General features: G+C 41.6%; 27 protein-coding genes and 2 pseudogenes. 20 read left to right on the top strand and 9 right to left on the bottom strand.

All coding sequences use genetic code 11. From position 1 onward, the window contains the following. Positions 1–158: 158 nt before the first annotated feature. Complete coding sequence (locus tag NX903_RS12220; RefSeq protein ID WP_046160622.1) at positions 159–554, bottom strand: VOC family protein; 396 nt, start codon at positions 552–554, stop codon at positions 159–161. Positions 555–1,495: 941 nt separating this feature from the next. Next, positions 1,496–2,386 carry a LysR family transcriptional regulator gene (locus NX903_RS12215; protein ID WP_144486686.1) on the bottom strand — a complete coding sequence of 297 codons (891 nt, stop codon included), beginning with the start codon at positions 2,384–2,386 and terminating at the stop codon, positions 1,496–1,498. 166 nt (positions 2,387–2,552) lie between these two features. Here NX903_RS12215 and fumC point away from each other — a divergent pair, with 166 nt between their 5' ends. From fumC to NX903_RS12200, 3 genes and pseudogenes are all read left to right on the top strand, one after another. Then, the gene (fumC, locus tag NX903_RS12210) at positions 2,553–3,941 is read left to right on the top strand and encodes a class II fumarate hydratase (protein ID WP_032725151.1); all 1,389 of its coding nucleotides are present in this window, start codon (positions 2,553–2,555) and stop codon (positions 3,939–3,941) included. 124 nt (positions 3,942–4,065) lie between these two features. Then, positions 4,066–4,244 (top strand): annotated as a pseudogene (locus NX903_RS12205) (hypothetical protein). Beyond that, a pseudogene (locus tag NX903_RS12200) lies at positions 4,202–4,398 on the top strand (recombinase family protein); the annotation flags it as partial. The pseudogenes NX903_RS12205 and NX903_RS12200, both read left to right, overlap by 43 nt. Before the next feature lie 81 nt (positions 4,399–4,479). Here NX903_RS12200 and sigK read toward each other — a convergent pair. Next, the gene (gene sigK / locus NX903_RS12190) at positions 4,480–5,208 is read right to left on the bottom strand and encodes an RNA polymerase sporulation sigma factor SigK (RefSeq protein WP_013308023.1); all 729 of its coding nucleotides are present in this window, start codon (positions 5,206–5,208) and stop codon (positions 4,480–4,482) included. 194 nt (positions 5,209–5,402) lie between these two features. Between sigK and nucB the strand changes: the two genes are divergently transcribed. Then, the gene (gene nucB / locus NX903_RS12185; RefSeq protein ID WP_009967785.1) at positions 5,403–5,813 is read left to right on the top strand and encodes a sporulation-specific Dnase NucB; all 411 of its coding nucleotides are present in this window, start codon (positions 5,403–5,405) and stop codon (positions 5,811–5,813) included. A 32-nt stretch (positions 5,814–5,845) separates the two neighbouring features. Here nucB and NX903_RS12180 read toward each other — a convergent pair whose 3' ends face one another. Beyond that, a complete protein-coding gene (locus NX903_RS12180) occupies positions 5,846–6,568 on the bottom strand; it encodes a YqeB family protein (RefSeq protein ID WP_032726205.1) in 723 nt (240 codons plus the stop codon). Positions 6,569–6,819: 251 nt separating this feature from the next. Between NX903_RS12180 and gnd the strand changes: the two genes are divergently transcribed. Next, on the top strand, positions 6,820–7,713 hold the full coding sequence (gene gnd / locus NX903_RS12175) for a phosphogluconate dehydrogenase (NAD(+)-dependent, decarboxylating) (protein ID WP_077671457.1): 894 nt from the start codon (positions 6,820–6,822) through the stop codon (positions 7,711–7,713). Between the two features lie 19 nt (positions 7,714–7,732). Here the strand turns inward: gnd and NX903_RS12170 are convergent, their stop codons facing one another. Then, positions 7,733–8,359 carry a TVP38/TMEM64 family protein gene (locus NX903_RS12170; RefSeq protein WP_077671456.1) on the bottom strand — a complete coding sequence of 209 codons (627 nt, stop codon included), beginning with the start codon at positions 8,357–8,359 and terminating at the stop codon, positions 7,733–7,735. A gap of 186 nt (positions 8,360–8,545) precedes the next feature. On the opposite strand from NX903_RS12170, the gene cwlH reads away from it, so the two are divergent. Both cwlH and NX903_RS12160 read left to right on the top strand, forming a co-directional pair. Next, entirely contained in the window at positions 8,546–9,298 is a 753-nt protein-coding gene (cwlH, locus tag NX903_RS12165; protein ID WP_070547555.1) for an N-acetylmuramoyl-L-alanine amidase CwlH, read from the top strand. Between the two features lie 251 nt (positions 9,299–9,549). Next, a complete protein-coding gene (locus NX903_RS12160; protein WP_003229964.1) occupies positions 9,550–10,281 on the top strand; it encodes an SGNH/GDSL hydrolase family protein in 732 nt (243 codons plus the stop codon). A 305-nt stretch (positions 10,282–10,586) separates the two neighbouring features. Here the strand turns inward: NX903_RS12160 and NX903_RS12155 are convergent, their stop codons facing one another. Further along, a complete protein-coding gene (locus NX903_RS12155) occupies positions 10,587–10,727 on the bottom strand; it encodes a sporulation histidine kinase inhibitor Sda (protein WP_003226124.1) in 141 nt (46 codons plus the stop codon). A gap of 361 nt (positions 10,728–11,088) precedes the next feature. Between NX903_RS12155 and NX903_RS12150 the strand changes: the two genes are divergently transcribed. From NX903_RS12150 to NX903_RS12115, 8 genes are read left to right on the top strand one after another with little or no spacing between them, the layout of a single operon-like run. Then, positions 11,089–11,607, top strand: a complete 519-nt coding sequence (locus tag NX903_RS12150; RefSeq protein ID WP_003226126.1) for a YqeG family HAD IIIA-type phosphatase — start codon at positions 11,089–11,091, stop codon at positions 11,605–11,607. Between the two features lie 3 nt (positions 11,608–11,610). Further along, positions 11,611–12,711, top strand: a complete 1,101-nt coding sequence (yqeH, locus tag NX903_RS12145) for a ribosome biogenesis GTPase YqeH (protein ID WP_003229966.1) — start codon at positions 11,611–11,613, stop codon at positions 12,709–12,711. A 17-nt stretch (positions 12,712–12,728) separates the two neighbouring features. Further along, on the top strand, positions 12,729–13,571 hold the full coding sequence (gene aroE / locus NX903_RS12140; RefSeq protein WP_003229967.1) for a shikimate dehydrogenase: 843 nt from the start codon (positions 12,729–12,731) through the stop codon (positions 13,569–13,571). Then, positions 13,565–13,855, top strand: coding sequence for a ribosome assembly RNA-binding protein YhbY (gene yhbY / locus NX903_RS12135; RefSeq protein ID WP_003226133.1), 291 nt, complete (start codon positions 13,565–13,567; stop codon positions 13,853–13,855). Before aroE ends, yhbY begins: the two co-directional genes overlap by 7 nt. An 11-nt stretch (positions 13,856–13,866) precedes the next feature. Next, positions 13,867–14,436 (top strand): nicotinate-nucleotide adenylyltransferase, encoded by a 570-nt coding sequence (locus NX903_RS12130; protein ID WP_004398676.1) that lies wholly within the window; start codon positions 13,867–13,869, stop codon positions 14,434–14,436. Then, positions 14,426–14,986 (top strand): bis(5'-nucleosyl)-tetraphosphatase (symmetrical) YqeK, encoded by a 561-nt coding sequence (gene yqeK, locus NX903_RS12125; RefSeq protein WP_014480316.1) that lies wholly within the window; start codon positions 14,426–14,428, stop codon positions 14,984–14,986. The genes NX903_RS12130 and yqeK overlap by 11 nt, the downstream gene beginning before the upstream one ends. A gap of 17 nt (positions 14,987–15,003) precedes the next feature. Next, the gene (rsfS, locus tag NX903_RS12120; RefSeq protein ID WP_014480315.1) at positions 15,004–15,360 is read left to right on the top strand and encodes a ribosome silencing factor; all 357 of its coding nucleotides are present in this window, start codon (positions 15,004–15,006) and stop codon (positions 15,358–15,360) included. Continuing rightward, positions 15,357–16,100: a class I SAM-dependent DNA methyltransferase gene (locus NX903_RS12115; RefSeq protein ID WP_042976537.1), complete on the top strand. Its 744-nt coding sequence runs from the start codon at positions 15,357–15,359 to the stop codon at positions 16,098–16,100. The genes rsfS and NX903_RS12115 overlap by 4 nt, the downstream gene beginning before the upstream one ends. A 65-nt stretch (positions 16,101–16,165) precedes the next feature. Here the strand turns inward: NX903_RS12115 and comER are convergent, their stop codons facing one another. Further along, entirely contained in the window at positions 16,166–16,987 is an 822-nt protein-coding gene (comER, locus tag NX903_RS12110) for a late competence protein ComER (RefSeq protein ID WP_041850030.1), read from the bottom strand. An 83-nt stretch (positions 16,988–17,070) separates the two neighbouring features. Here comER and comEA point away from each other — a divergent pair, with 83 nt between their 5' ends. From comEA to NX903_RS12095, 3 genes are all read left to right on the top strand, one after another. Continuing rightward, positions 17,071–17,688: a competence protein ComEA gene (gene comEA / locus NX903_RS12105; RefSeq protein WP_041850029.1), complete on the top strand. Its 618-nt coding sequence runs from the start codon at positions 17,071–17,073 to the stop codon at positions 17,686–17,688. A gap of 66 nt (positions 17,689–17,754) precedes the next feature. Then, complete coding sequence (locus NX903_RS12100) at positions 17,755–18,324, top strand: ComE operon protein 2 (protein WP_003229978.1); 570 nt, start codon at positions 17,755–17,757, stop codon at positions 18,322–18,324. A gap of 3 nt (positions 18,325–18,327) precedes the next feature. Further along, positions 18,328–20,658: a DNA internalization-related competence protein ComEC/Rec2 gene (locus NX903_RS12095; RefSeq protein ID WP_041850028.1), complete on the top strand. Its 2,331-nt coding sequence runs from the start codon at positions 18,328–18,330 to the stop codon at positions 20,656–20,658. A 39-nt stretch (positions 20,659–20,697) separates the two neighbouring features. Here the strand turns inward: NX903_RS12095 and NX903_RS12090 are convergent, their stop codons facing one another. Beyond that, on the bottom strand, positions 20,698–20,832 hold the full coding sequence (locus NX903_RS12090) for a YqzM family protein (RefSeq protein WP_003229983.1): 135 nt from the start codon (positions 20,830–20,832) through the stop codon (positions 20,698–20,700). A 40-nt stretch (positions 20,833–20,872) separates the two neighbouring features. On the opposite strand from NX903_RS12090, the gene NX903_RS12085 reads away from it, so the two are divergent. Together NX903_RS12085 and holA are read left to right on the top strand one after the other, a co-directional pair. Further along, on the top strand, positions 20,873–21,022 hold the full coding sequence (locus tag NX903_RS12085; protein ID WP_120363468.1) for a hypothetical protein: 150 nt from the start codon (positions 20,873–20,875) through the stop codon (positions 21,020–21,022). Positions 21,023–21,061: 39 nt separating this feature from the next. Next, the gene (gene holA, locus NX903_RS12080; protein WP_029317888.1) at positions 21,062–22,105 is read left to right on the top strand and encodes a DNA polymerase III subunit delta; all 1,044 of its coding nucleotides are present in this window, start codon (positions 21,062–21,064) and stop codon (positions 22,103–22,105) included. Between the two features lie 14 nt (positions 22,106–22,119). On the opposite strand, the gene rpsT is transcribed toward holA, so the two are convergent. Continuing rightward, complete coding sequence (gene rpsT, locus NX903_RS12075; protein ID WP_003229989.1) at positions 22,120–22,386, bottom strand: 30S ribosomal protein S20; 267 nt, start codon at positions 22,384–22,386, stop codon at positions 22,120–22,122. Positions 22,387–22,518 lie beyond the last annotated feature (132 nt).

The following is a 22,518-nucleotide window of genomic DNA, read 5'->3' as shown; positions in this document are numbered from 1 at the left end:
CAGCAGCATATTTTCTGTTATTCGAAAAATGGGGCTTCTTATCCTGAATTCATGGACTTCCGTTATATCCTTATGGACGTCTTACATAAATTTGTGGAGAGTTCCTTTGCCATGGTTCTTTTAACGCTTCAATAAAATCCTGATTTATTTTGCATAGTTTACGGTTTAGTAATCATCCATGTAACACCAAATTTATCTATCACTTCTCCATAGTATGCGCCCCATGGCTGTAAAGCAAAGGGATATTTGTTTTCTCCACCCTCACCAAGCTTGGTATATGCCTCTCTTGCTTCGCTCTCATTATCATAGGTTAAAGCAAGACTGATGCTACGATTACCGACCACTTGTTCAAAGGAATCAGAAAGCATCAGAATATTGTTTCCAGCTATCTTCAAAGACAGATGCATTACTTTCTCCTTCATATCTTCTGGAGTGTCTGGTACCTCACCGAATGTTTTAAGTGATACAATTTCTCCACCGAGTGATTCTAAGTAAAAATCCGCCTGGCTTCTTGCGTCCTCTGACATTAGATAAGAGTTTAATTGTGCTCCCATGATTTCAACAACCTTTCCATTTTTAATTGTCTTTCTACGAATACAACGAATACGACTTAATGAAATCGACAAAGGAAAAAACTTTTTTAAAATCTTTTTAACATGTGGAGTTGTTCCATTAAATTGATTTTCATAAATCAGAACATTTGAGTCCCTTAAGAACCCCCCCTATCCTCCTGGATTACTTTTCGACAATTACTTTCGACGTGAAGCAGAAAATTCCTGCCAGTCATAAAAGGGTAGTACGGACGTTTATTGTTTGTGCTCACCATTTTTTAACCATAATTCATATAAATGTAAGGAAATGAGGGCAAATGAATATAAGGAATGTAATGAAAATAAGCTTCCATAACCAATGATATGGATTTACTATGTTGAGGGCCTGCTGGTTATATAAAATTCATGGTTTTTAAACTATCGGTTTTTTTAGTGTTTTTTTCATACTCCCTGAAAATCTCCTCATTAGGATAATCAGTTATTACATAGCATCACCTAAGGGATGATGCTGCTTGAACGTCTGGCTAAATCTTAATGGTGGGTGAAAGCAAATAAGTAAATAACCTGCAATGACTGAACTTTTCATCGGCAGTATGGATTAAAATAGCATCTTAAATATTTACTCACTTTGTAGATACAGACAGAGCCTCAAATGTTGGTTTCATAATAGTTGGAGATCAAGTTAGGGACTAAAGGAAGGAAAAAATCGTGCCCATTTTGTGCCCAAAATAGATATAAAATGATGCAATGAGTGTGTATTAGATAACTTCAGACGCTTGAAAGCTTCTGTAACTGACAATATACTTCCACTTTATTGAGGGCAACGAACTAATAAAGAAGATACCAAAAAGCCATTTTGGTATCTTCTTTGTTTGTTTTTTCTTTAGAGCTATTAAATCCATCTAGGAGTACGATGACTTGGCCTCAACAACAGTAACTAAATACTATATCGAATCTATTTGAGGAAACTGATTGATGATATATTGCTTGAAGTTTTCAGTGACAGGTGATAGATACTTCCCTTCAATCCATGAAATACCAACTATGCGCTCGAACCTTGGCCAACTAATGCGAACCTTTGCGATATTTGTTTGGTCTAAGCCTTTAAAATCAGGAAGAATTGAAACGCCAAGACCCGCTGCAACAAAACCTGCGATTGTTGTAGCTTCTTCACCTTCAAATACAATGTTTGGGGTAATATTAACTTGCTCAAAAATATCATCTATTGTCACTCGAAGGGCGAAACCTTCTTTCATTAAAACAAAAGGCTCATTAGCTATTTCGTTTAACGTAATATCCTCACGAGTAGCTAACACATGTTTTTTTGGCAAAAATAAAAAAAGCTCCTCCTTCCATAAGGGTTTCCACATTATATTTGATTCGACTGGAAAAGAAGCAAGTAGGCAGAGATCAAGCTCACCTGATTTTAGTTTATCTAAAAGCAAATTAGAGTGAGACTGGTTTAGTTGAAATTGAACTTTTGGGTAATTATCTTTAAACGTTCCAATTAAATTTGGAACTATTGTTGTACCCAGGGTGTGTAAAAAGCCTAAAGACACTTCACCTTGATCCGGTTTTAAAAGAGATTGAATTTCTTCCTTTCCTTCTGTATATTCTCGAATCATGGAATCAACCCTCTTGAGGAATATTTCCCCATATTTATTTAATTTAATGGACCGGCCTTGTCTATCAAAAAGCGGAACACCTAAGTGATTTTCTAATCTAACAATAGACCGAGAAAGTGCTGGCTGTGTTATTGATAACGTTTCAGCAGTTTTGGTTACATGCTGTATACGAGCAAGAGTTTGAAAGTACTCTAATTGTTCCCATTCCATAAAAAAACCTCACTTCTTATAAATCATTACATAAAGGAATTAAAATCATATTTATTATGCATTATACATCATGATTTATTAGTGTTAAGCTAAATTTAGCAGCAAAATAAATAAATTTTTATATGAATTTTAAACTATTTTCGTGTTCAGAAGGAGGACTATTTTAATGAACTATCGAATTGAAAAAGATACTTTTGGAGAAATAAAGGTGCCTGCTGATAAGTTTTGGGGAGCGCAAACACAACGTAGTAAAGAGAACTTCAAGATAGGTTCTGAAAAAATGCCAAAACGTATTGTTAAAGCTTTTGCTATATTGAAGCGCAGTACAGCTATTGCTAATAATCGTTTAGGAAATTTGGATAGTGAAAAAACAGAGGCTATTACCGCAGTTTGTGATGAAATTCTTGAAGGCAAATATGATGACAATTTTCCACTCGTTGTTTGGCAGACGGGAAGCGGTACACAAAGCAATATGAATGTTAACGAAGTTATAGCGAACCTTGCAACATCTTTACTAAAAGAGAAAGGCTCTATCCAAACCATACATCCAAATGATGATGTGAACCGCAGTCAAAGTTCGAATGACACTTTCCCAACAGCGATGCATGTTGCAGGTGTATTAGCTATCTATGAACAATTAGTTCCTGTACTTGATCAACTTCGGAACACATTAGATGAAAAAGCAAAAAAATTCAATGACATTGTTAAAATAGGTCGTACACATCTTCAAGATGCTACACCTCTTACGCTTGGACAAGAAATTAGCGGTTGGGTATATATGATTGATCGTTCGAAAGAAATGATATTGGAAGCAACTGATAAAATGCGTGAGCTTGCTATCGGGGGTACGGCTGTAGGGACAGGCATTAATGCACATCCACAGTTTGGAGAAGTTGTCTCAGAGGAGATCTCGAAGTTTACAGGCCAACATTTTAAAAGTTCACCTAATAAGTTTCATGCGTTAACTAGTCATGATGAAATAACGTATGTACATGGTGCTATGAAGGCATTAGCTGCTGATTTAATGAAAATTGCGAACGATGTTAGATGGCTTGCAAGCGGTCCTCGCTGTGGGATCGGGGAAATTTCAATCCCGGAAAATGAGCCTGGTAGCTCCATTATGCCCGGTAAAGTTAACCCTACTCAATGTGAAGCCCTTACCATGATTGCGGCTCAAATTATGGGGAATGATGCAACTATTGGTTTTGCTTCAAGTCAGGGCAACTTTGAACTAAATGTATTTAAACCAGTTATTATCTATAACTTCCTACAATCCGTGCAGTTATTGAGTGATGGAATAAAATCTTTCCATGATCATTGTGCGGTTGGTATTGAACCTAATGCGAAAACCATTAAAGAAAATCTTTCCGGATCTTTGATGCTTGTCACAGCATTGAATCCTTATATCGGATATGAAAATGCTGCAAAAATTGCTAAGTTTGCTCATAAAGAAGGCTTGACGTTAAAAGAGGCTGCTGTGCAACTTAAATTGCTAACGGAAGAACAATTTGATGAGATGGTTAAACCAGAAGATATGGTGAAACCAAACATTTAAATCGTTTAAGGTGAAAACTAGTTACTGATCTGTAACTAGTTTTTTCTTTTTTTACACTCATTGAAAATCACCTCATTAGGACAAACACTTATTACGTAGCATTACCCAAGGGGTGATGCATTTTATGAAGGTAATAATCATCGAGGGACCGCAAGCTGACAAATGCATGAACAATTGCTATCATTATTTAATAAAACTTTATAGGAAGGAGATCCAGGGTGATAGCAATATATGTAAGGGTATCGACCGAGGAACAAGCGATCAAGGGATCGAGCATCGACAGCCAGATCGAGGCCTGCATAAAGAAAGCAGGGACTAAGGATGTGCTGAAGTATGCCGATGAAGGATTTTCTGGAGAGCTTTTAGAACGTCCGGCTTTGAATCGCCTGAGGGTGGATGCAAGCAAAGGACTTATAAGTCAAGTCATTTGTTACGATCAGACCGTCTTTCTCGGAGAGCTTATCAGCGATGAAAAAAATGATTTTCATAACTCTTTCAAATAGAGAAAGCCGGAATATGAGATCCGGCCTCTTCTGCATTATTTCCCCTTCGCCTTCTTCCGCTTTTCCTTCTCTGCCCGATAAAACTCATGAAACATCTTCATCAACGCCCGCTTTTCAATCCGCGATACATAGCTGCGCGAGATACCGAGTTCTTTGGCAATCTCTCGCTGCGTTTTTTCCTTCTTCAAATCAAGTCCAAACCGCCCGACAATCACTTCCTTCTCACGGTCATCTAAAATGTCAATGTATTGTTTCACTTTTTCAAGCTCCATATTGAGCTGGATCGTATCTATCACGTCTTCGTTTTCTGATTTCAAAACGTCAATCAGGCTTATTTCATTCCCTTCCTTATCCTGCCCGATCGGATCGTGAAGGGAGACGTCTTTTTTTGTTTTTTTCAATGCGCGCAAATGCATGAGGATTTCATTTTCAATACACCTCGCAGCATACGTCGCCAGCTTTGTCCCTTTACCAGCGGAATAGCTTTCAATTCCTTTTATCAGCCCGATCGTTCCGATGGAGATTAAGTCCTCTGCATCCTCACCTGTATTTTCGAACTTTTTCACAATATGGGCGACCAAGCGAAGATTATGCTCAATCAGCATGTTTCTGGCATGTTCATCCCCTTTAGCCATGAGCTCTAAGTATTTTTTTTCTTCGCTGCTTGAGAGCGGTTGTGGAAAGGCATTGTTTTTCACGTAAGATACTAAAAAGACAAGCTCTTTAACAACAAAGCCGAGCGCTGCGAAAACACCTGTCACCATCGTCACCTCCACAAAAGTATGTAGGCAAAAGCCTATATGTAAATGTATGTGACCTGGAGGCTGTCTGTGTCTGTACCGGGAAATTTCTCGCGGGGGAGTCCGGCTTTTGTAAGCAGCATACTAACTTCAAATGTTAAAAATAATCTTTATCAAGCGACATACATTGAAATGAACAAAGGTATGGGGGGATGGGAATGAAAAAATGGATGGCAGGCCTGTTTCTTGCTGCAGCAGTTCTTCTTTGTTTAATGGTTCCGCAACAGATCCAAGGCGCATCTTCGTATGACAAAGTGTTATATTTTCCGCTGTCTCGTTATCCGGAAACCGGCAGTCATATTAGAGATGCAATTGCAGAGGGACATCCAGATATTTGTACCATTGACAGAGATGGAGCAGACAAAAGGCGGGAGGAATCTTTAAAGGGAATCCCGACCAAGCCGGGCTATGACCGGGATGAGTGGCCGATGGCGGTCTGCGAGGAAGGCGGCGCAGGGGCTGATGTCCGATATGTGACGCCTTCTGATAATCGCGGCGCCGGCTCGTGGGTAGGGAATCAAATGAGCAGCTATCCTGACGGTACCAGAGTGCTGTTTATTGTGCAGTAGTAAAGAAGAGGCTCTTTCTTGAGCCTCTGTTGTTACAATCCTTCGCCGTGCTGAATTTTCGGGGGATAGGTTTCTGCTTTTCGCCAATATTGGCGTGTGCCTTCGTCCCGTACAACGATGCCCAGCTGTGCCAGTTCGAGACGGAATTCTTCAATATCGTCTTTTTCTTCGTCCTGCAGCGCTTTATGACGAGCTTTTAATAAGGCATGGGCGCCTTGCGATAGGTCTGGTGCATCAGGAATCCATCGGCGAAATTGATCTTTAAACGGATCACCATCTGTTGCCCATTCGTAATGATGCTGTCTAAAGGCCTTCTCAACGTTTACTGGTTTTTCATCAATTTCTTCCCGTACCAATTCATATCCGGCTGTTCCCAGGAGGACAAGCCGTTTGTGATCCATAAATACAAGAGCGATGTCATCGGAATGAATTGTTTGCACTTTTTTTCCTTTGATGAATTCCACTGTGTGATCTGTAATTTTGACAGACAGCAGCATTGCAATAACAGAATGAGCGAACCAAATCCCCGCACACATACCGAGAAGAGCAGTGATAAATGCAGCTGTAGATCCCTGAAAAGAGGTAATGAGCCGAAGCGGTCCTTCAAGAGGGATCCAGGGGAGGGATAATGCCCATTTCGCAATCTGCGGGATAAAATACCCGATTGCAAAACCGATGATTGCAAGTGCAGCGTATAAAAAGAATACAGCGGTTTTCGTAACTCCAATAAGAGTATGAGATTGATTCTGCAACATGTCACCTTCTTTTTACTGAAAAAATCGAATTCCTTCCCATATTTTAACTTAAACTGATGGTAAATCAAGGATAAAGCGATAATTATGGATATAAAGAGATTCAGTAATAGAACTGGCAGGCGCCGTCGGTCATGAAAAATAAAATTTACATGCGCAGACGATGTAAGCCCCATTTGTTTTCTGCGTATCACAATACAATCCAAAGGGAACATAAAGAGTAAAGGCTTTTTAGACAATCAGGAGGAACAGATATGAAAATCGGATTAATCGGCTTAGGGAAAATGGGCATAAACATAGGAAAGCAATTCATTGACCGCAATCATCAAGCGGTAGGTTATGATGTAAATCAAGCGGCTGTTGATGAACTGAAAGCATACGGGGCTGAGGGGACAACGAATCTTAAAGAGTTAATTTCTTTATTAGACCCGCCGCGTATCCTATGGGTTATGGTACCGTATAGCATTGTCGATGCTGTTTTGCGTGATGTATCACCTTTATTAAGTAAAGGCGATATGATTATCGAAGCTGGAAACTCTCATTATAAAGAATCAATTCGCCGCTACAATCAAATGAAAGAAGCGGGTATCCATTATCTCGATGCCGGAACGTCAGGCGGAATGGAAGGCGCACGGCATGGAGCCTGTTTTATGGTGGGGGGCGACCATGAAGCATGGGAGATTGTGGAACCGCTTTTTCGTGATACCGCCGTCGAAAATGGTTATCTATACGCTGGTGAAGCGGGAAGCGGACATTTTTTAAAAATGATCCATAATGGAATTGAGTATGGAATGATGGCCGCGATTGGTGAAGGATTTGAAGTGCTTGAAAACAGCCAATTTGATTTTGACTATGAGAAGGTTGCCAGAGTGTGGAATCATGGTTCTGTCATTCGTTCTTGGCTTATGGGACTGACTGAGCGAGCTTTTTCTAAGGATGCGAAACTGGATCAGATCAAGGGCATTATGCATTCCTCAGGTGAAGGAAAATGGACGGTGGAAACCGCGCTTGATCTGCAGACGGCAACTCCGGTCATCGCCATGTCACTGATGATGAGATACCGTTCTTTAACAGACGATACGTTTACAGGAAAGGTGGTCGCTGCGCTTCGAAATGAATTTGGAGGCCATGCGACAGAAAAAAAGTAAGGGGGCCAAACAAGCCTCCTTATTTTTTTGGCACCTTCAGAAGATGAGGGAACTTTTTATAAATGACCACCATGATGATCAGAATATATGTACCGTAAATGCTGATAGACAATAATTTATTGCTGGTGAAATTGGCACCTGCAATAGTGACAACAACAATATTGGGGATTTTCCCTATTAAAGACGCAAAGAAAAAAACATGCCAGCGAACTTGGCTCAGCCCGCAGATCACGTTCATTACAAGTGAAGGTATGACAGGTATCAGCCTTCCTAATAAAACAGCGGTAAAAGCGTTTTTGTTGAAGGAAGCCTCGTAGCTCTGTATGGCAGGATAGGCCTGAACTTTTTTTCTGGCCCAATCTCTAAAACTGTACCTGGCGAGAAAAAACAGCAATATAGTACCAAGCATTGAGCCGGTCAGTGTAATCCAAATTCCATTTGCAGTCCCGAACACTGCGCCATTTAAAGCAGCAACAAAAGCAAACGGCACTATTGGGAAAAAAACATCGGCAGCAATCAGCAGCATACTAAATAAAACGGAAAACATCCCTCCTGCTTTGATTGCATCAAGCCAAGCTTCTTTCTGAAAAAAACCGACTGCAATGATAGCGATAATCACAAGTATACCTATTACTTTTTTTAACATGTCTATGGTCACTCCCAACTTAGGTGATGTCAGGAGCCAAAACCTCCGTCATCTAAATTAGTATAACTGGTGCCATTTCAGCGGTTCAACTGAAAACCAGGTTGAGAACACAATTCTTTTTTACTTCATAAAAAAGGCTGTCCATCTCTCTGTTTTCTGCATTCTTAATAATAGGGAGGGATAGAAATGGTAACCATAAAAAAGGATTTTATACCGGTATCAAATGATAATCGTCCTGGCTATGCGATGACGCCTGCTTATATTACGGTGCATAATACAGCGAATACAGCCAAAGGCGCTGATGCGAAAATGCACTCCAATTTTGTGAAAAACCCGAACACATCCGAAAGCTGGCATTTTACAGTTGACGATTCAGTCATTTATCAGCATCTCCCGATAGATGAAAACGGCTGGCATGCGGGAGACGGTACAAACGGGACAGGAAACCGCAAATCGATCGGGATTGAAATCTGTGAAAATGCTGACGGCGATTTTGAAAAAGCAACATCAAATGCCCAGTGGCTGATCAGAAAGCTGATGAAGGAAAACAATATTCCGTTAAATCGTGTTGTTCCCCACAAAAAATGGTCCGGGAAAGAATGTCCGCGGAAACTCTTGGACCACTGGAACTCTTTTCTAAACGGAATTTCTTCCTCGGATACACCTCCAAAAGAATCTTCACCATCATATCCTCTGCCGTCTGGGGTTATAAAGCTCACTTCGCCTTATCGAAAGGGCACAAACATTCTCCAGCTGCAAAAGGCTTTAGCTGCACTTCACTTTTACCCTGATAAGGGAGCCAAAAACAATGGCATAGATGGAGTTTACGGACCGAAAACAGCGAATGCCGTCAAGCGTTTTCAACTCATGAACGGATTAACTGCAGACGGGATTTATGGGCCAAAAACAAAGGCCAAGCTTAAATCGAAGTTAAAGTAAATGCAGGATTTAACGGATAACCTGTTTCCAGTGCGGATTCAGGTTATTTTCTTTTCTTTGGTTTGTGTGTTTTTCAGATTGGAAAGAAGGGAATTTTAAAAAATCATCAGCTGCGCCGCAATGAAAGCAGAATGATATTCACTGAGGGGGACACGTTAACTATAGGAAAAAACAGTGATAGCGAAAAACTCTTCATTGAACGAAGAGAAACAGAGGTATAACATTAAAGTGAGGCTTTTGGGGGTGTAAAGATGAAACATTTTATCATCCTTTTCCTTCTGCTGTTCGTTACAGCAGGATGCGAGGGAAGGGGATACGAAGACGTTGTAGCATTTGGTGACAGTAATACGCGTGGCTCAAATTGGGATTATCGCGATTATCCAAAAGCACAGCAGTGGGTCAATATATTAAAAACAGCTGAGCGCGGTAACCTTGATATACTCAATGCGGGAATCGGCGGACAGACGACAGAGGATGCCCGTCTCCGATTTCAGACAGATGTGCTGGATCAAAAACCGAAGTATTTGTTTATTATGTTCGGCACCAATGACGCTGCCATACTGACTGAAGGGAAACCGAGAGTGTCGAAGCAGCGTTTTAGAGAAAATCTGGTTTATTTTATTGAAGAAAGCAGAAAACACGGGATCAAGCCTATCTTAATGACGTGTATCCCAATTATAGAAGGTAATGGGAAGCATCATCTGTTTTACTATTCCAGATACCAAGCAGCTGCTTTTGAACCAAAAGGCGGAGCAAGGAAATGGCACAACTCATATAACGATATTACAAGAGATGTGTCGAAGCGCCTGGATGTCCCTCTTGTAGATAACTGGAAGCATTTTATAGAAGCAGACGGCGGAAAAGCAACTGATGAAGCGCTTATCCAATCTGGTTTAATAGATCCTTCTGGAAATCATATGACACCTAAAGGGGCAAGGATCGTATATGAAGGAATACAAGATGGGCAGATCCTGCAGCGTTGAGCCGGACAACCGCCTAGTCCGATTTATTTCTCCTACATAGGCTGTTATAAAACCTTATTAAGGAGGCGCTTCACATGTATGGCGCAGGCAGAGCATATGGATACGCTTTTATTGTTGTTTTAGTTGTTGTTCTCCTGGTTGTGGGCGGCATATACTGGTTAGCATAATAACCGGCCCTTTAAAACACCTCTTTTTAGGGGTGTTTTTTGCTGAAAATAGTAGTAAAGCGCGCAGCCAAAGTGATATAATATCAGTCATCTGAGTAAAAAAAGGAAATACGCCCGGAAAAAATAGACAAATTCCTATTAAGAAGATACGGAAATAATATGTCCGAGCGATCTTCTTTTTATTTCGTTTTCAATTAACTCGATAAAGTCACGGTTTAAATTCATTTCGGTGGCTTTGAAATAAGATTCTATTAGTAATTCATCAGACAGTTTTCTCATGCTAGGAACCCAATTAATGGGAGAGGCACCTCCTTAAAAGTTGGAATCATTCATGATTTTAACGCATACAATGATAAGTTGCGTTCATCTGAGGTTGAAGTTATCTTTAATCTACCATGAAATGCATATAAGAACAATCGTTCTGTTATCCACACCAAAAAGTGGATAACTTGTGAGTATCGTGTTTATAATTTGTCTAAAGAGTGATGTAATAAGAGTGGATAGTGTGTGTAAATTTATCCACACCTGGTGAAGAAACCCAATTTTTGTCGAAATTTTTTTGCTCAGTTTTTCTTTAGGCGCAAGTTCGATTTTTTTCGACAATCATTTTGAAAGAAAGAAAAAGGGAAGGGTGCGGGTTTTGTTAAAAAAGTTTTTTTTACCTGACGAGTTTGTAAAAAATATTTTTCATATTACACCTGAGAAATTAAAGGAACGAAATGTAAAAGGAATTATTACTGACCTGGATAATACGCTTGTTGAATGGGACAGGCCGAACGCGACGCCGCGATTGATCGAGTGGTTTGAAGAAATGAAGGAACACGGCATTAAAGTGACAATTGTCTCTAATAATAACGAAAGAAGAGTGAAACTTTTCTCAGAACCGCTTGGAATCCCATTCATCTATAAAGCCAGAAAACCGATGGGTAAAGCCTTTAATAGAGCGGTGCGCAATATGGAGCTGAAAAAAGAGGACTGCGTTGTCATCGGAGACCAGCTGCTGACCGATGTACTCGGGGGAAACCGAAACGGCTACCATACGATTTTGGTCGTGCCAGTCGCTTCCTCTGACGGATTCATTACGCGCTTTAACCGCCAGGTCGAACGCAGAATACTGAGTGCTCTCAAACGAAAAGGGCACATTCAGTGGGAGGAGTAAGAAATGGAAAAGGTTGTTTGTATCGGGTGCGGAGTTACGATCCAAACCGAGGACAAAACAGGTTTGGGGTACGCGCCGCCTGCATCACTTACGAAAGAAAATGTGATTTGCCAGCGTTGCTTCAGACTGAAAAACTATAATGAAATACAAGATGTCTCCTTAACTGATGATGATTTTTTGAACATTCTTCACGGTATTGGAGAAACGGACTCTCTTGTCGTAAAAATTGTTGATATTTTTGATTTTAACGGCAGCTGGATTAATGGGCTGCAGCGCTTGGTGGGGGGAAACCCTATCTTATTAGTTGGCAATAAAGCGGATATTTTGCCTAAGTCACTGAAAAGAGAGCGTCTGATCCAATGGATGAAGCGTGAAGCGAAAGAGCTTGGCTTAAAACCGGTTGACGTATTTTTGGTCAGTGCGGGACGCGGCCAGGGAATCAGAGAAGTAATTGACGCGATTGAGCATTACCGCAACGGAAAAGACGTCTATGTTGTCGGATGTACAAATGTAGGAAAGTCAACCTTTATTAACCGGATTATTAAAGAAGTGTCAGGTGAAGAAGATATTATTACAACATCCCAATTTCCTGGCACAACCCTTGATGCGATTGAAATCCCGCTGGATGACGGTTCATCGCTTTATGATACACCGGGAATTATCAACAACCATCAAATGGCGCATTATGTCAATAAAAAGGATCTGAAAATATTATCTCCTAAAAAGGAGCTGAAGCCTCGCACATTCCAGCTTAATGATCAGCAAACACTGTATTTTGGCGGACTTGCAAGGTTTGATTATGTGTCTGGGGAAAGATCTCCTTTTATTTGCTATATGCCGAATGAACTGATGATTCATAGAACAAAACTTGAAAATGCAGACGCGCTTTATGAAAAGCATGCAGGGGAATTGCTCACACCTCCGGGTAAAGATGAAATGGATGAGTTTCCGGAATTGGTCGCCCATACGTTTACGATAAAAGACAAAAAGACAGATATCGTTTTCTCTGGGTTAGGCTGGGTTACTGTCCATGACGCCGATAAAAAGGTAACTGCATACGCGCCAAAAGGCGTTCATGTATTTGTTCGGCGTTCATTAATTTAAGAAAAGGGGAGAGGAGTATGAAAAAGCTGTACGGGGTTATCGGAAATCCGATTGGCCATTCTATGTCACCTGATATTCATAACGCATCATTGAAAGACCTCGGGCTTGACGGACATTATCATGCCTTCAAGGTAGAAGAGAATGATCTGGAGGATGCGGTAAAAGGAATAAGAGCTCTAGGCGTACAAGGAATCAATGTGACTGTTCCGCACAAGGTTTCCATTATGGATTATCTGGATCATATTGATGAGAGTGCAAAAGTGCTCGGTGCCGTAAACACGGTCAGAAGAGAGGGAGATAAGCTTGTCGGATACAATACCGATGGGGAAGGCTTCGTGAAGTCATTAATGAAGGTATTAGACAAGCCCATCTCTGAACTGTCATTCTTAATGATCGGCGCTGGCGGAGCGGCGAGAGCCATTTTTACAACAATTGTCCGAAATACCCCGAAAAAATTTGACATTTGCAACCGGACGTTAGAAAAAGCAAAGCGGCTTACAGAAGCTACTCCCTCGTTTCACAATAAAGAAGTATTAAGCATAAAAGAAGCAGAAGAACGTCTTGAGCAGTATGATGTTATCATCCATACAACGTCTGTGGGCATGTATCCGAACGTGGACGATGTGCCGCTTTCATTACAGCGTGCCGCGAGCAGTGCCGTCGTATGTGATATCGTGTATAATCCAATACAGACGGCCCTTTTAAAAGAAGCAAGCCAAAAAGGCTTGAAAACACTCGACGGTGTGGGCATGTTTGTTGAACAGGCAGCATTGTCTTTCCAATTGTGGACTGGACAAGAGCCTAATATTGAAAAAATGAGATCCATTGTAATAGGAAAATTAGGAGGAACAGAATGTTAACAGGTAAACAAAAACGTTTTTTGCGTTCAAAAGCGCATCATTTAACGCCGATTTTTCAAGTTGGTAAAGGCGGAGTAAACGACAACATGATTAAACAAATTGCTGAGGCGCTTGAAGCGAGAGAGCTCATTAAAGTCAGCGTGCTTCAGAATTGCGAAGAGGATAAAAACGATGTAGCGGAAGCTCTTGTAAAAGGAAGCCGCTCTCAATTGGTGCAGACAATCGGCAATACGATTGTGTTATATAAGGAATCAAAGGAAAATAAACAAATCGAGCTTCCTTAAAGGTGGTTGAAATGAAGAAAATCGGAATTTTCGGAGGCACGTTTGACCCTCCGCATAATGGTCACCTCTTAATGGCGAATGAGGTGCTGTACCAGGCGGGGCTTGATGAAATTTGGTTTATGCCTAATCAAATTCCGCCGCATAAACAGAACGAAGACTATACCGACAGCTTTCATCGCGTGGAAATGCTAAAGCTTGCAATTCAATCTAATCCGTCCTTTAAGCTGGAGCTTGTTGAAATGGAAAGAGAAGGGCCATCATATACCTTTGATACCGTTTCTTTACTGAAGCAGCGTTATCCAAATGATCAGCTGTTCTTTATTATCGGTGCTGATATGATTGAATATTTGCCGAAATGGTATAAGCTGGACGAGCTGCTGAACCTCATTCAATTTATTGGAGTAAAGCGCCCCGGTTTTCATGTTGAAACCCCTTATCCGCTTCTCTTTGCAGACGTTCCGGAATTTGAGGTATCATCAACTATGATAAGGGAACGGTTTAAAAGCAAGAAGCCCACTGACTACTTAATCCCTGATAAAGTGAAGAAGTATGTAGAGGAGAATGGTTTATATGAATCGTGAGGAGGCACTTGCATGCGTGAAGCAGCAATTGACCGAACACCGATATATCCATACGGTTGGCGTGATGAACACGGCGATCGAACTTGCGGAGCGTTTTGGAGCCGATTCTAAAAAAGCGGAAACAGCGGCAATCTTTCATGATTACGCCAAATTCCGCCCGAAAGAAGAAATGAAACAAATTATTGCGCGAGAAAAAATGCCTGCGCATTTATTGGATCATAATCCGGAGCTCTGGCACGCTCCGGTCGGCGCTTATTTGGTCCAAAGAGAGGCAGGGGTTCAAGATGAAGACATTCTTGACGCCATTAGGTATCATACCTCAGGGCGCCCCGGCATGACACTTTTAGAAAAAGTCATTTACGTTGCTGATTACATTGAGCCAAATCGGGCATTTCCCGGTGTCGATGAGGTGCGTAAGCTTGCTGAGACAGATTTGAATCAAGCGCTGATTCAGTCCATTAAAAATACAATGGTTTTTCTTATGAAAAAAAATCAACCGGTTTTTCCAGACACATTTTTAACGTATAACTGGCTTGTGTCTGGCAGCTGAACAGGAGGAATTTGTGAATGAACCAAAAGTCCATTTTAAAGATCGCAGCTGCGGCTTGCGACGATAAACGGGCAGAGGATATTTTAGCACTGGATATGGAAGGTATTTCTCTGGTTGCTGATTATTTTCTGATCTGCCACGGAAATTCAGATAAACAGGTACAGGCGATTGCCCGTGAAATCAAGGATCAGGCTGATGAAAACGGCATTCAAGTCAAAAAGATGGAAGGCTTTGATGAAGCAAGATGGGTTCTCGTTGATCTAGGCGATGTAATTGTCCATGTCTTCCACAAGGATGAAAGAAGCTACTACAACCTTGAAAAGCTGTGGGGAGACGCTCCGCTCGCAGATCTTGATCTTGGAATGAATCAATGATTTATCAAGGCTTTGCAAGCGTGTATGACGAGTTAATGTCACACGCGCCTTACGATCAATGGACAAAATGGATTGAAGCATCCCTCCCGGAAAAAGGCCGTATTCTCGATCTAGCATGCGGCACGGGGGAAATCTCCATCCGGCTTGCCGAAAAAGGCTTCGAGGTTACAGGCATCGATCTCAGCGAAGAGATGCTTTCTTTCGCCCAGCAAAAGGTATCGAGTAGCCAGCCTATTTTATTTCTTCAGCAGGATATGAGAGAGATCACCGGCTTTGACGGTCAGTTTGACGCTGTTGTGATATGCTGTGACTCATTAAATTATTTAAAAACAAAAAATGATGTGATCGAAACCTTTAAAAGTGTATTTCGGGTATTAAAGCCTGAAGGCATTTTGCTGTTTGATGTTCATTCATCTTTTAAAATTGCGGAAGTCTTTCCGGATAGCACATTTGCTAACCAGGACGAAGATATCAGCTATATTTGGCAGAGCTTTGCCGGAAGTGACGAGCTTTCTGTCATTCATGATATGTCGTTTTTTGTGTGGAACGGAGAAGCGTATGATCGTTTTGATGAGACACACGAGCAAAGAACGTTCCCGGTGGAAGAATACGAAGAAATGCTTAAGAACTGCGGCTTTCAGCTCCATCACGTGACAGCTGATTTTACGGATTCCGAGCCATCAGCACAATCAGAACGCCTCTTTTTCAAGGCGCAGAAATCAAAAACCATCGTTTCTTAAAACGATGGTTTTTTAAAATGCTTTTTTATGCTTTTGCAGTACAGACGAAGGTATGACATACTCGTCTACACATGAAACTGCTTTTTCACTGCGGAAATATCCTCCTCGTACTTCATATGAGTATTTTGAAATACCCGGTGAAACATATCCTGCACACCGCTTTCCAGCGCTTTAATGCCTTCTCCTGTTACACCGCCTTTAACGCAAACCTTTTCCTGTAATGCAGGCAGGGTATACAATTCGGTTTCTAACAGTTTTCCCATTCCGACAAGCATTTCCTTACACATCAAAATCGCGTCCTGTTTAGACACTGATGTTTCCGAAACAGCTGCATCTATAAACCGCTGAATCAGATAGCTCATAAAAGCAGGGCCGCAGCTTACGATGTCTGATGCAACCCTCGTGATGTCACTTTCAATTTGCAGCGGATGAGAGATATGCTGCATCAGCTCATTGATTTTCGCTTTTGCAGATTCGCTGCAGCTTGTGCCGAAAGTGACGAGAGAAACACCTGCCAGCGCTCTGTTCGTAATACTTGGGATCACTCGCGCCACTTGACACGGCACATATTGTTCGAGCTGTTCGGTTTGAACGGGGCTTGTAATTGAAATGAGAATATGATCTTTTCTTAAATAAGGTAACGCTCTTGCCAGTAAAGGATATATATCAAGCGGCTTAACACAAATAAAAATCATCTCGTTCTCAGAAACGAGCTTTTCGAGACTTTCGGTAACGTTTATGCTGTGGTAGCGGTTTTTTATGTGTAACGCTTTTTCAATTGTGCGGTTTGTGATTGTCATGTTTGAGGGATCGGCCGCTTTTGATTCAATAAATGATTCGATAAGGATCGTACCCATATTTCCTGTGCCGATAAAGCCTATCTTCAATGGTTTCCCCTCCTTTGAGCTATTATCCTCTAAACCATATGTGTTATGAAAATAAAATATGACGAAAGCGGGGAACATGCACGATGAATTGGTTGAATCAGCATAAGAAAGCAATTATTTTAGCGGCTTCTGCGGCTGTTTTCACAGCAATTATGATCTTTCTGGCCACAGGGAAAAATAAAGAGCCGGTGAAGCAAGCTGTACCAACAGAGGCAGAAAATACAGTGGTAAAGCAGGAAGCAAACAACGACGAGTCAAACGAAACAATTGTGATAGACATCAAAGGTGCTGTTCAGCATCCTGGCGTTTATGAAATGCGAACAGGGGACAGAGTATCTCAGGCAATTGAGAAAGCGGGCGGGACCAGTGAACAAGCAGACGAAGTGCAAGTAAATTTGGCGGAGATTCTGCAGGACGGGATAGTGGTGTACATCCCGAAAAAGGGAGAGGAAACAGCAGTGCAGCAAGGTGGCGGAGTGTCTGTCCAAAGCGATGGAGGGAAGGGAGCGCTGGTGAATATCAATACAGCAACCTTAGAGGAGTTACAAGGCATCTCAGGGGTGGGGCCATCCAAAGCTGAAGCTATTATTGCATATCGGGAAGAAAACGGTCGTTTCCAAACAATTGAAGATATCACTAAGGTTTCAGGAATAGGTGAAAAGTCATTTGAGAAAATAAAGTCTTCCATTACAGTAAAGTGATTTGACGGTCATGCATTATGATAGGTAAACTAAAGGTCAGGCAATACAACATTTGGAGGGAACAACGTGGAACGAATTTCATGGAATCAATACTTTATGGCTCAAAGCCATTTATTGGCGCTGCGCAGCACATGTCCGAGATTATCTGTCGGCGCTACTATAGTCAGAGACAAACGCATGATAGCAGGAGGCTACAACGGGTCAATCGCGGGCGGCGTACATTGTGCAGATGAAGGATGCTTAATGATAGATGATCATTGTGCAAGAACGATTCACGCTGAAATGAATGCGATTCTTCAATGCTCTAAGTTTGGGGTGCCGACTGATGGAGCGGAGATTTATGTGACGCATTATCCGTGCATTCAATGCTGCAAATCTATTATTCAAGCTGGTATCAAAACGGTTTATTATGCTGAGGATTACAAAACACATCCGTATGCGCAGGAATTATTTGAACAGGCGGGTGTAACTGTTGAACAGGTTGAACTCGATGAAATGATCGTTGATCTGAAAAACAGAGAAAAGCTTTCATTTGTAGCGGGTCTTATAGGGAAATTGGCCGATGCCGGTTTAGCGGAGGAAGAATTGAAAAAGATACATGAACAGGCGAATACACTTTTCACGAGCTACGTGTGATGAATGCGTAATTCGCGTTTGTTATTGCCTATGGCGGCAGCTTCGGCAACGGTTGGAATTACTGCCGCCGCTTATTTCCCCGCTATTTTTCTTTTCATCCTCTTTCTCCTCATCATTTTAATCAAAACGAGGCACGCTTTTCTTATTATTGTTTGTTTCTTCTCTTTTATATTGTTTTTTGTACTGTATGCAGTCACAGATTCTCAGAATGTCTCTTCCTATCGGCAGGGAACCTATCAATTCAAGGCAGTGATTGCCACTATTCCCAAAATTGACGGCGACCGTATGTCTATGATGGTTAAGACACCTGATAAGGAAAAATGGGCTGCTGCGTATCGCATTCAGTCTGCTGGTGAAAAAGAACAGCTGTTATACATAGAACCAGGAATGTCATGTGAGTTGACTGGTACATTGGAAGAACCGAAACACGCAACTGTGCCGGGTGCATTTGATTATAACGAGTATCTTTATCGGCAGCATATTCATTGGAACTACTCTGTCACGTCTATCCAAAACTGCAGCGAACCTGAAAATTTCAAGTACAAGGTGCTCAGCTTGAGAAAACATATCATATCATTCACAAACAGCCTGCTGCCTCCTGATTCGGCAGGAATTGTACAGGCACTTACAGTCGGTGACAGATTTTATGTGGAGGATGAAGTGCTTACCGCGTATCAAAAGCTTGGTGTTGTCCATCTCTTGGCAATATCAGGACTCCACGTGGGGATTTTGACAGCAGGTTTGTTTTATATCATGATCCGCCTTGGTATAACAAGAGAAAAGGCGTCAATTCTGTTGCTGTTATTTCTGCCGCTCTATGTGATGTTGACCGGCGCTGCTCCTTCAGTGCTACGCGCCGCTCTCATGTCGGGTGTTTACTTAGCTGGAAGTCTTGTCAAATGGCGTGTCCACTCTGCAACTGCAATTTGCCTTTCATACATCGTCCTTCTGCTCTTCAATCCTTATCATCTCTTTGAAGCCGGTTTTCAGCTATCGTTCGCCGTCAGTTTTTCTTTAATTCTATCCTCTTCTATTTTTCAGCAGGTTAAAACCTCCTTGGGGCAGCTGACAATTGTATCACTCATCGCTCAGCTGGGCTCGCTTCCGATTCTTCTATATCATTTTCATCAGTTTTCTATCATCAGCGTACCGATGAATATGTTGATGGTACCATTTTATACCTTCTGTATTTTGCCGGGAGCTGTAGCAGGTGTTCTTCTATTAAGTCTTTCCGCTTCGTTTGGGAGATTGTTTTTCAGCTGGTTTGATTTATTGATAAGCTGGACCAATAGGTTAATCACAAAAATTGCAGATGTTGATGTGTTCACGATTATGATCGCACATCCTGCACCTGTTCTGCTTTTTTTATTCACGGTCACGATCATCCTATTGCTTATGGCGATTGAAAAACGCTCCTTGTCGCAGTTGATGGTAACCGGCGGCATTTGCTGCACAGTGCTGTTTCTGCTCTTTATATATCCGTGTCTTAGTTCCGAAGGAGAAGTGGATATGATAGATATTGGACAGGGTGACAGCATGTTTGTAGGTGCTCCGCATCAGCGGGGTCGTGTCTTAATTGATACCGGCGGCACTTTGTCTTACTCGTCAGAGCCTTGGCGCGAAAAACAGCATCCGTTTTCACTGGGGGAAAAGATGCTGATTCCGTTTTTAACTGCTAAGGGAATCAAACAGCTTGACGCTTTAATTCTGACGCACGCTGACCAAGATCATATCGGAGAGGCGGAGACTCTGCTGAAGCATCATAAAGTAAAGCGCCTCGTGATTCCGAAAGGGTTCGTTTCTGAACCTAAAGATGAGAAAGTGCTGCAGACAGCCAGAGAAGAGGGAGTGACAATTGAAGAGGTGAAGCGAGGCGATGTATTGCAAATAAAGGATTTGCAGTTCCATGTACTGTCACCTGAAGCACCTGATCCGGCAAGCAAAAATAATTCATCTCTCGTTCTGTGGATGGAGACGGGCGTTCTGAGCTGGATCTTGACGGGTGATCTGGAGAAAGAAGGGGAACAGGAGGTGATGGACGTGTTTCCAAATATTAAAGCAGATGTCTTAAAGGTGGGGCACCATGGGAGCAAAGGCTCTACCGGTGAAGAATTCATCCAACAGCTTCAGCCGAAAACGGCCATTATCTCAGCCGGGAAAAACAATCGGTACCATCATCCTCATCAAGAAGTTCTGCAACTATTACAGAGACATTCTATCCGCGTGCTGCGAACAGATCAAAACGGAACGATCCAATATAGATACAAAAACAGAGTTGGAACCTTTTCTGTCTATCCTCCATATGATACATCAGATATAACAGAGACGAACTAAAAAAGACTGCCGAGAAATCAGCAGCCCGGGCAGTCGCTGTTATGAACCAACTAGGTGAATAACCGTTGCCATGACAAACAAGAAGGCGAAAAATCCGAAGGACACAACAAAACCAACAGCTGAATCTACAGCATCATTTCGTTTGCTTTGAACGTTTTTTTCAAAATCATTCAACTTTATCCCTCCTGACTGACTTAAGTATAATGGAATTGTTTTGAAAAATCTAGAAGCTAAGGTAACGTTTTCTGTTCTGGTGATTATCGCCTTTTTACAAGCTGTCCCGGGGGCTTGCGAACAGGCGTTTAATATAAATGGGGAAGCAGCAGTCAGGCTTCCTCTTTACTATTTTCCAAACTCAATTTAGGATAGAAGGGGATGATGAAAGAGAGGAAGTCGTACAACAATGGTATTTGATGTGTGGAAAAGCCTGAAAAAAGGAGATGTCCATCCAGTTTATTGTTTATACGGAAAAGAGACATATCTGCTGCAAGAAACCGTCAGCAGGATCAGACAGACGGTCGTTGATCAGGAGACAAAGGATTTCAATCTGTCCGTTTTTGATCTGGAAGAGGACCCGCTGGATCAAGCGATTGCAGATGCTGAAACGTTTCCGTTTATGGGGGAGCGGCGTCTTGTCATTGTGAAAAATCCATATTTTTTAACAGGTGAAAAGAAAAAAGAAAAAATTGAGCACAACGTCAGTGCGCTTGAATCATATATACAATCACCTGCGCCTTACACAGTCTTTGTCCTGCTTGCTCCGTATGAAAAGCTTGATGAGCGGAAAAAGCTGACGAAAGCGTTAAAGAAGCACGCGTTTATGATGGAGGCGAAGGAATTAAATGCAAAGGAAACGACAGACTTTACTGTCAACCTTGCAAAAACAGAGCAGAAAACAATCGGTACGGAAGCGGCGGAGCATTTGGTTCTGCTTGTGAACGGGCATCTGTCATCGATTTTTCAGGAGATTCAAAAGCTCTGCACGTTTATTGGAGATCGTGAAGAAATTACGCTGGATGATGTAAAAATGCTTGTTGCTAGAAGCCTTGAACAAAATATTTTTGAGCTGATCAATAAAATCGTCAACCGAAAACGAACAGAGAGTCTGCAAATTTTTTATGATTTGCTTAAACAAAATGAAGAACCGATCAAAATTATGGCGCTTATTTCGAACCAGTTCCGGCTGATTCTGCAGACAAAGTACTTCGCGGAACAGGGATACGGACAAAAACAAATCGCTTCTAATCTAAAAGTTCACCCATTTCGGGTAAAGCTGGCGATGGATCAAGCAAGGCTTTTTTCAGAGGAGGAGCTCCGTTCAATTATTGAACAGCTTGCTGTCATGGACTATGAGATGAAAACCGGGAAAAAGGACAAGCAGCTCCTGCTCGAACTGTTCCTTTTACAGCTGTTAAAAAGAAATGAAAAAAACGATCCCCATTATTGAGGATCGTTTTTATATTATGCAGAAAGTCCGTTCACTTTTTTCGCTAGTCTTGATTTGTATCGAGCTGCGGTATTTTTGTGTACAAGACCTGTTTTCACTGCTTTATCAATACGTTTAGCTGCTTCAGTAAGAGCAGTTTTCGCTTTGTCAGCTTCGTTGTTGGCAACAGAAGCTTCAACTTGTTTGATTGCAGTACGCATAGCAGATTTGATTGTCGCGTTATGAACGCGGCGTTCGTTGTTTGTTTTTGTACGTTTAATCGCTGATTTAATGTTTGGCATGTGTTTCACCTCCTAAGATACAACCTGTAGCACAGTGTCTTAAGGTTAAATCTTCTTCACAATAGAACAAATTGTATTCTATCAAACACACCTTTAGATTGCAATATAAATGTAAAGTATTTTTCATTGAAG

Origin of the sequence: Bacillus sp. FSL R5-0576, assembly GCF_038004765.1 — a bacterium.
GTDB classification, from domain to species: domain Bacteria; phylum Bacillota; class Bacilli; order Bacillales; family Bacillaceae; genus Bacillus; species Bacillus subtilis.
The sequence above is the reverse complement of the archived record's forward strand: the minus strand, read 5'-3'. Positions and strand labels throughout refer to the sequence as shown.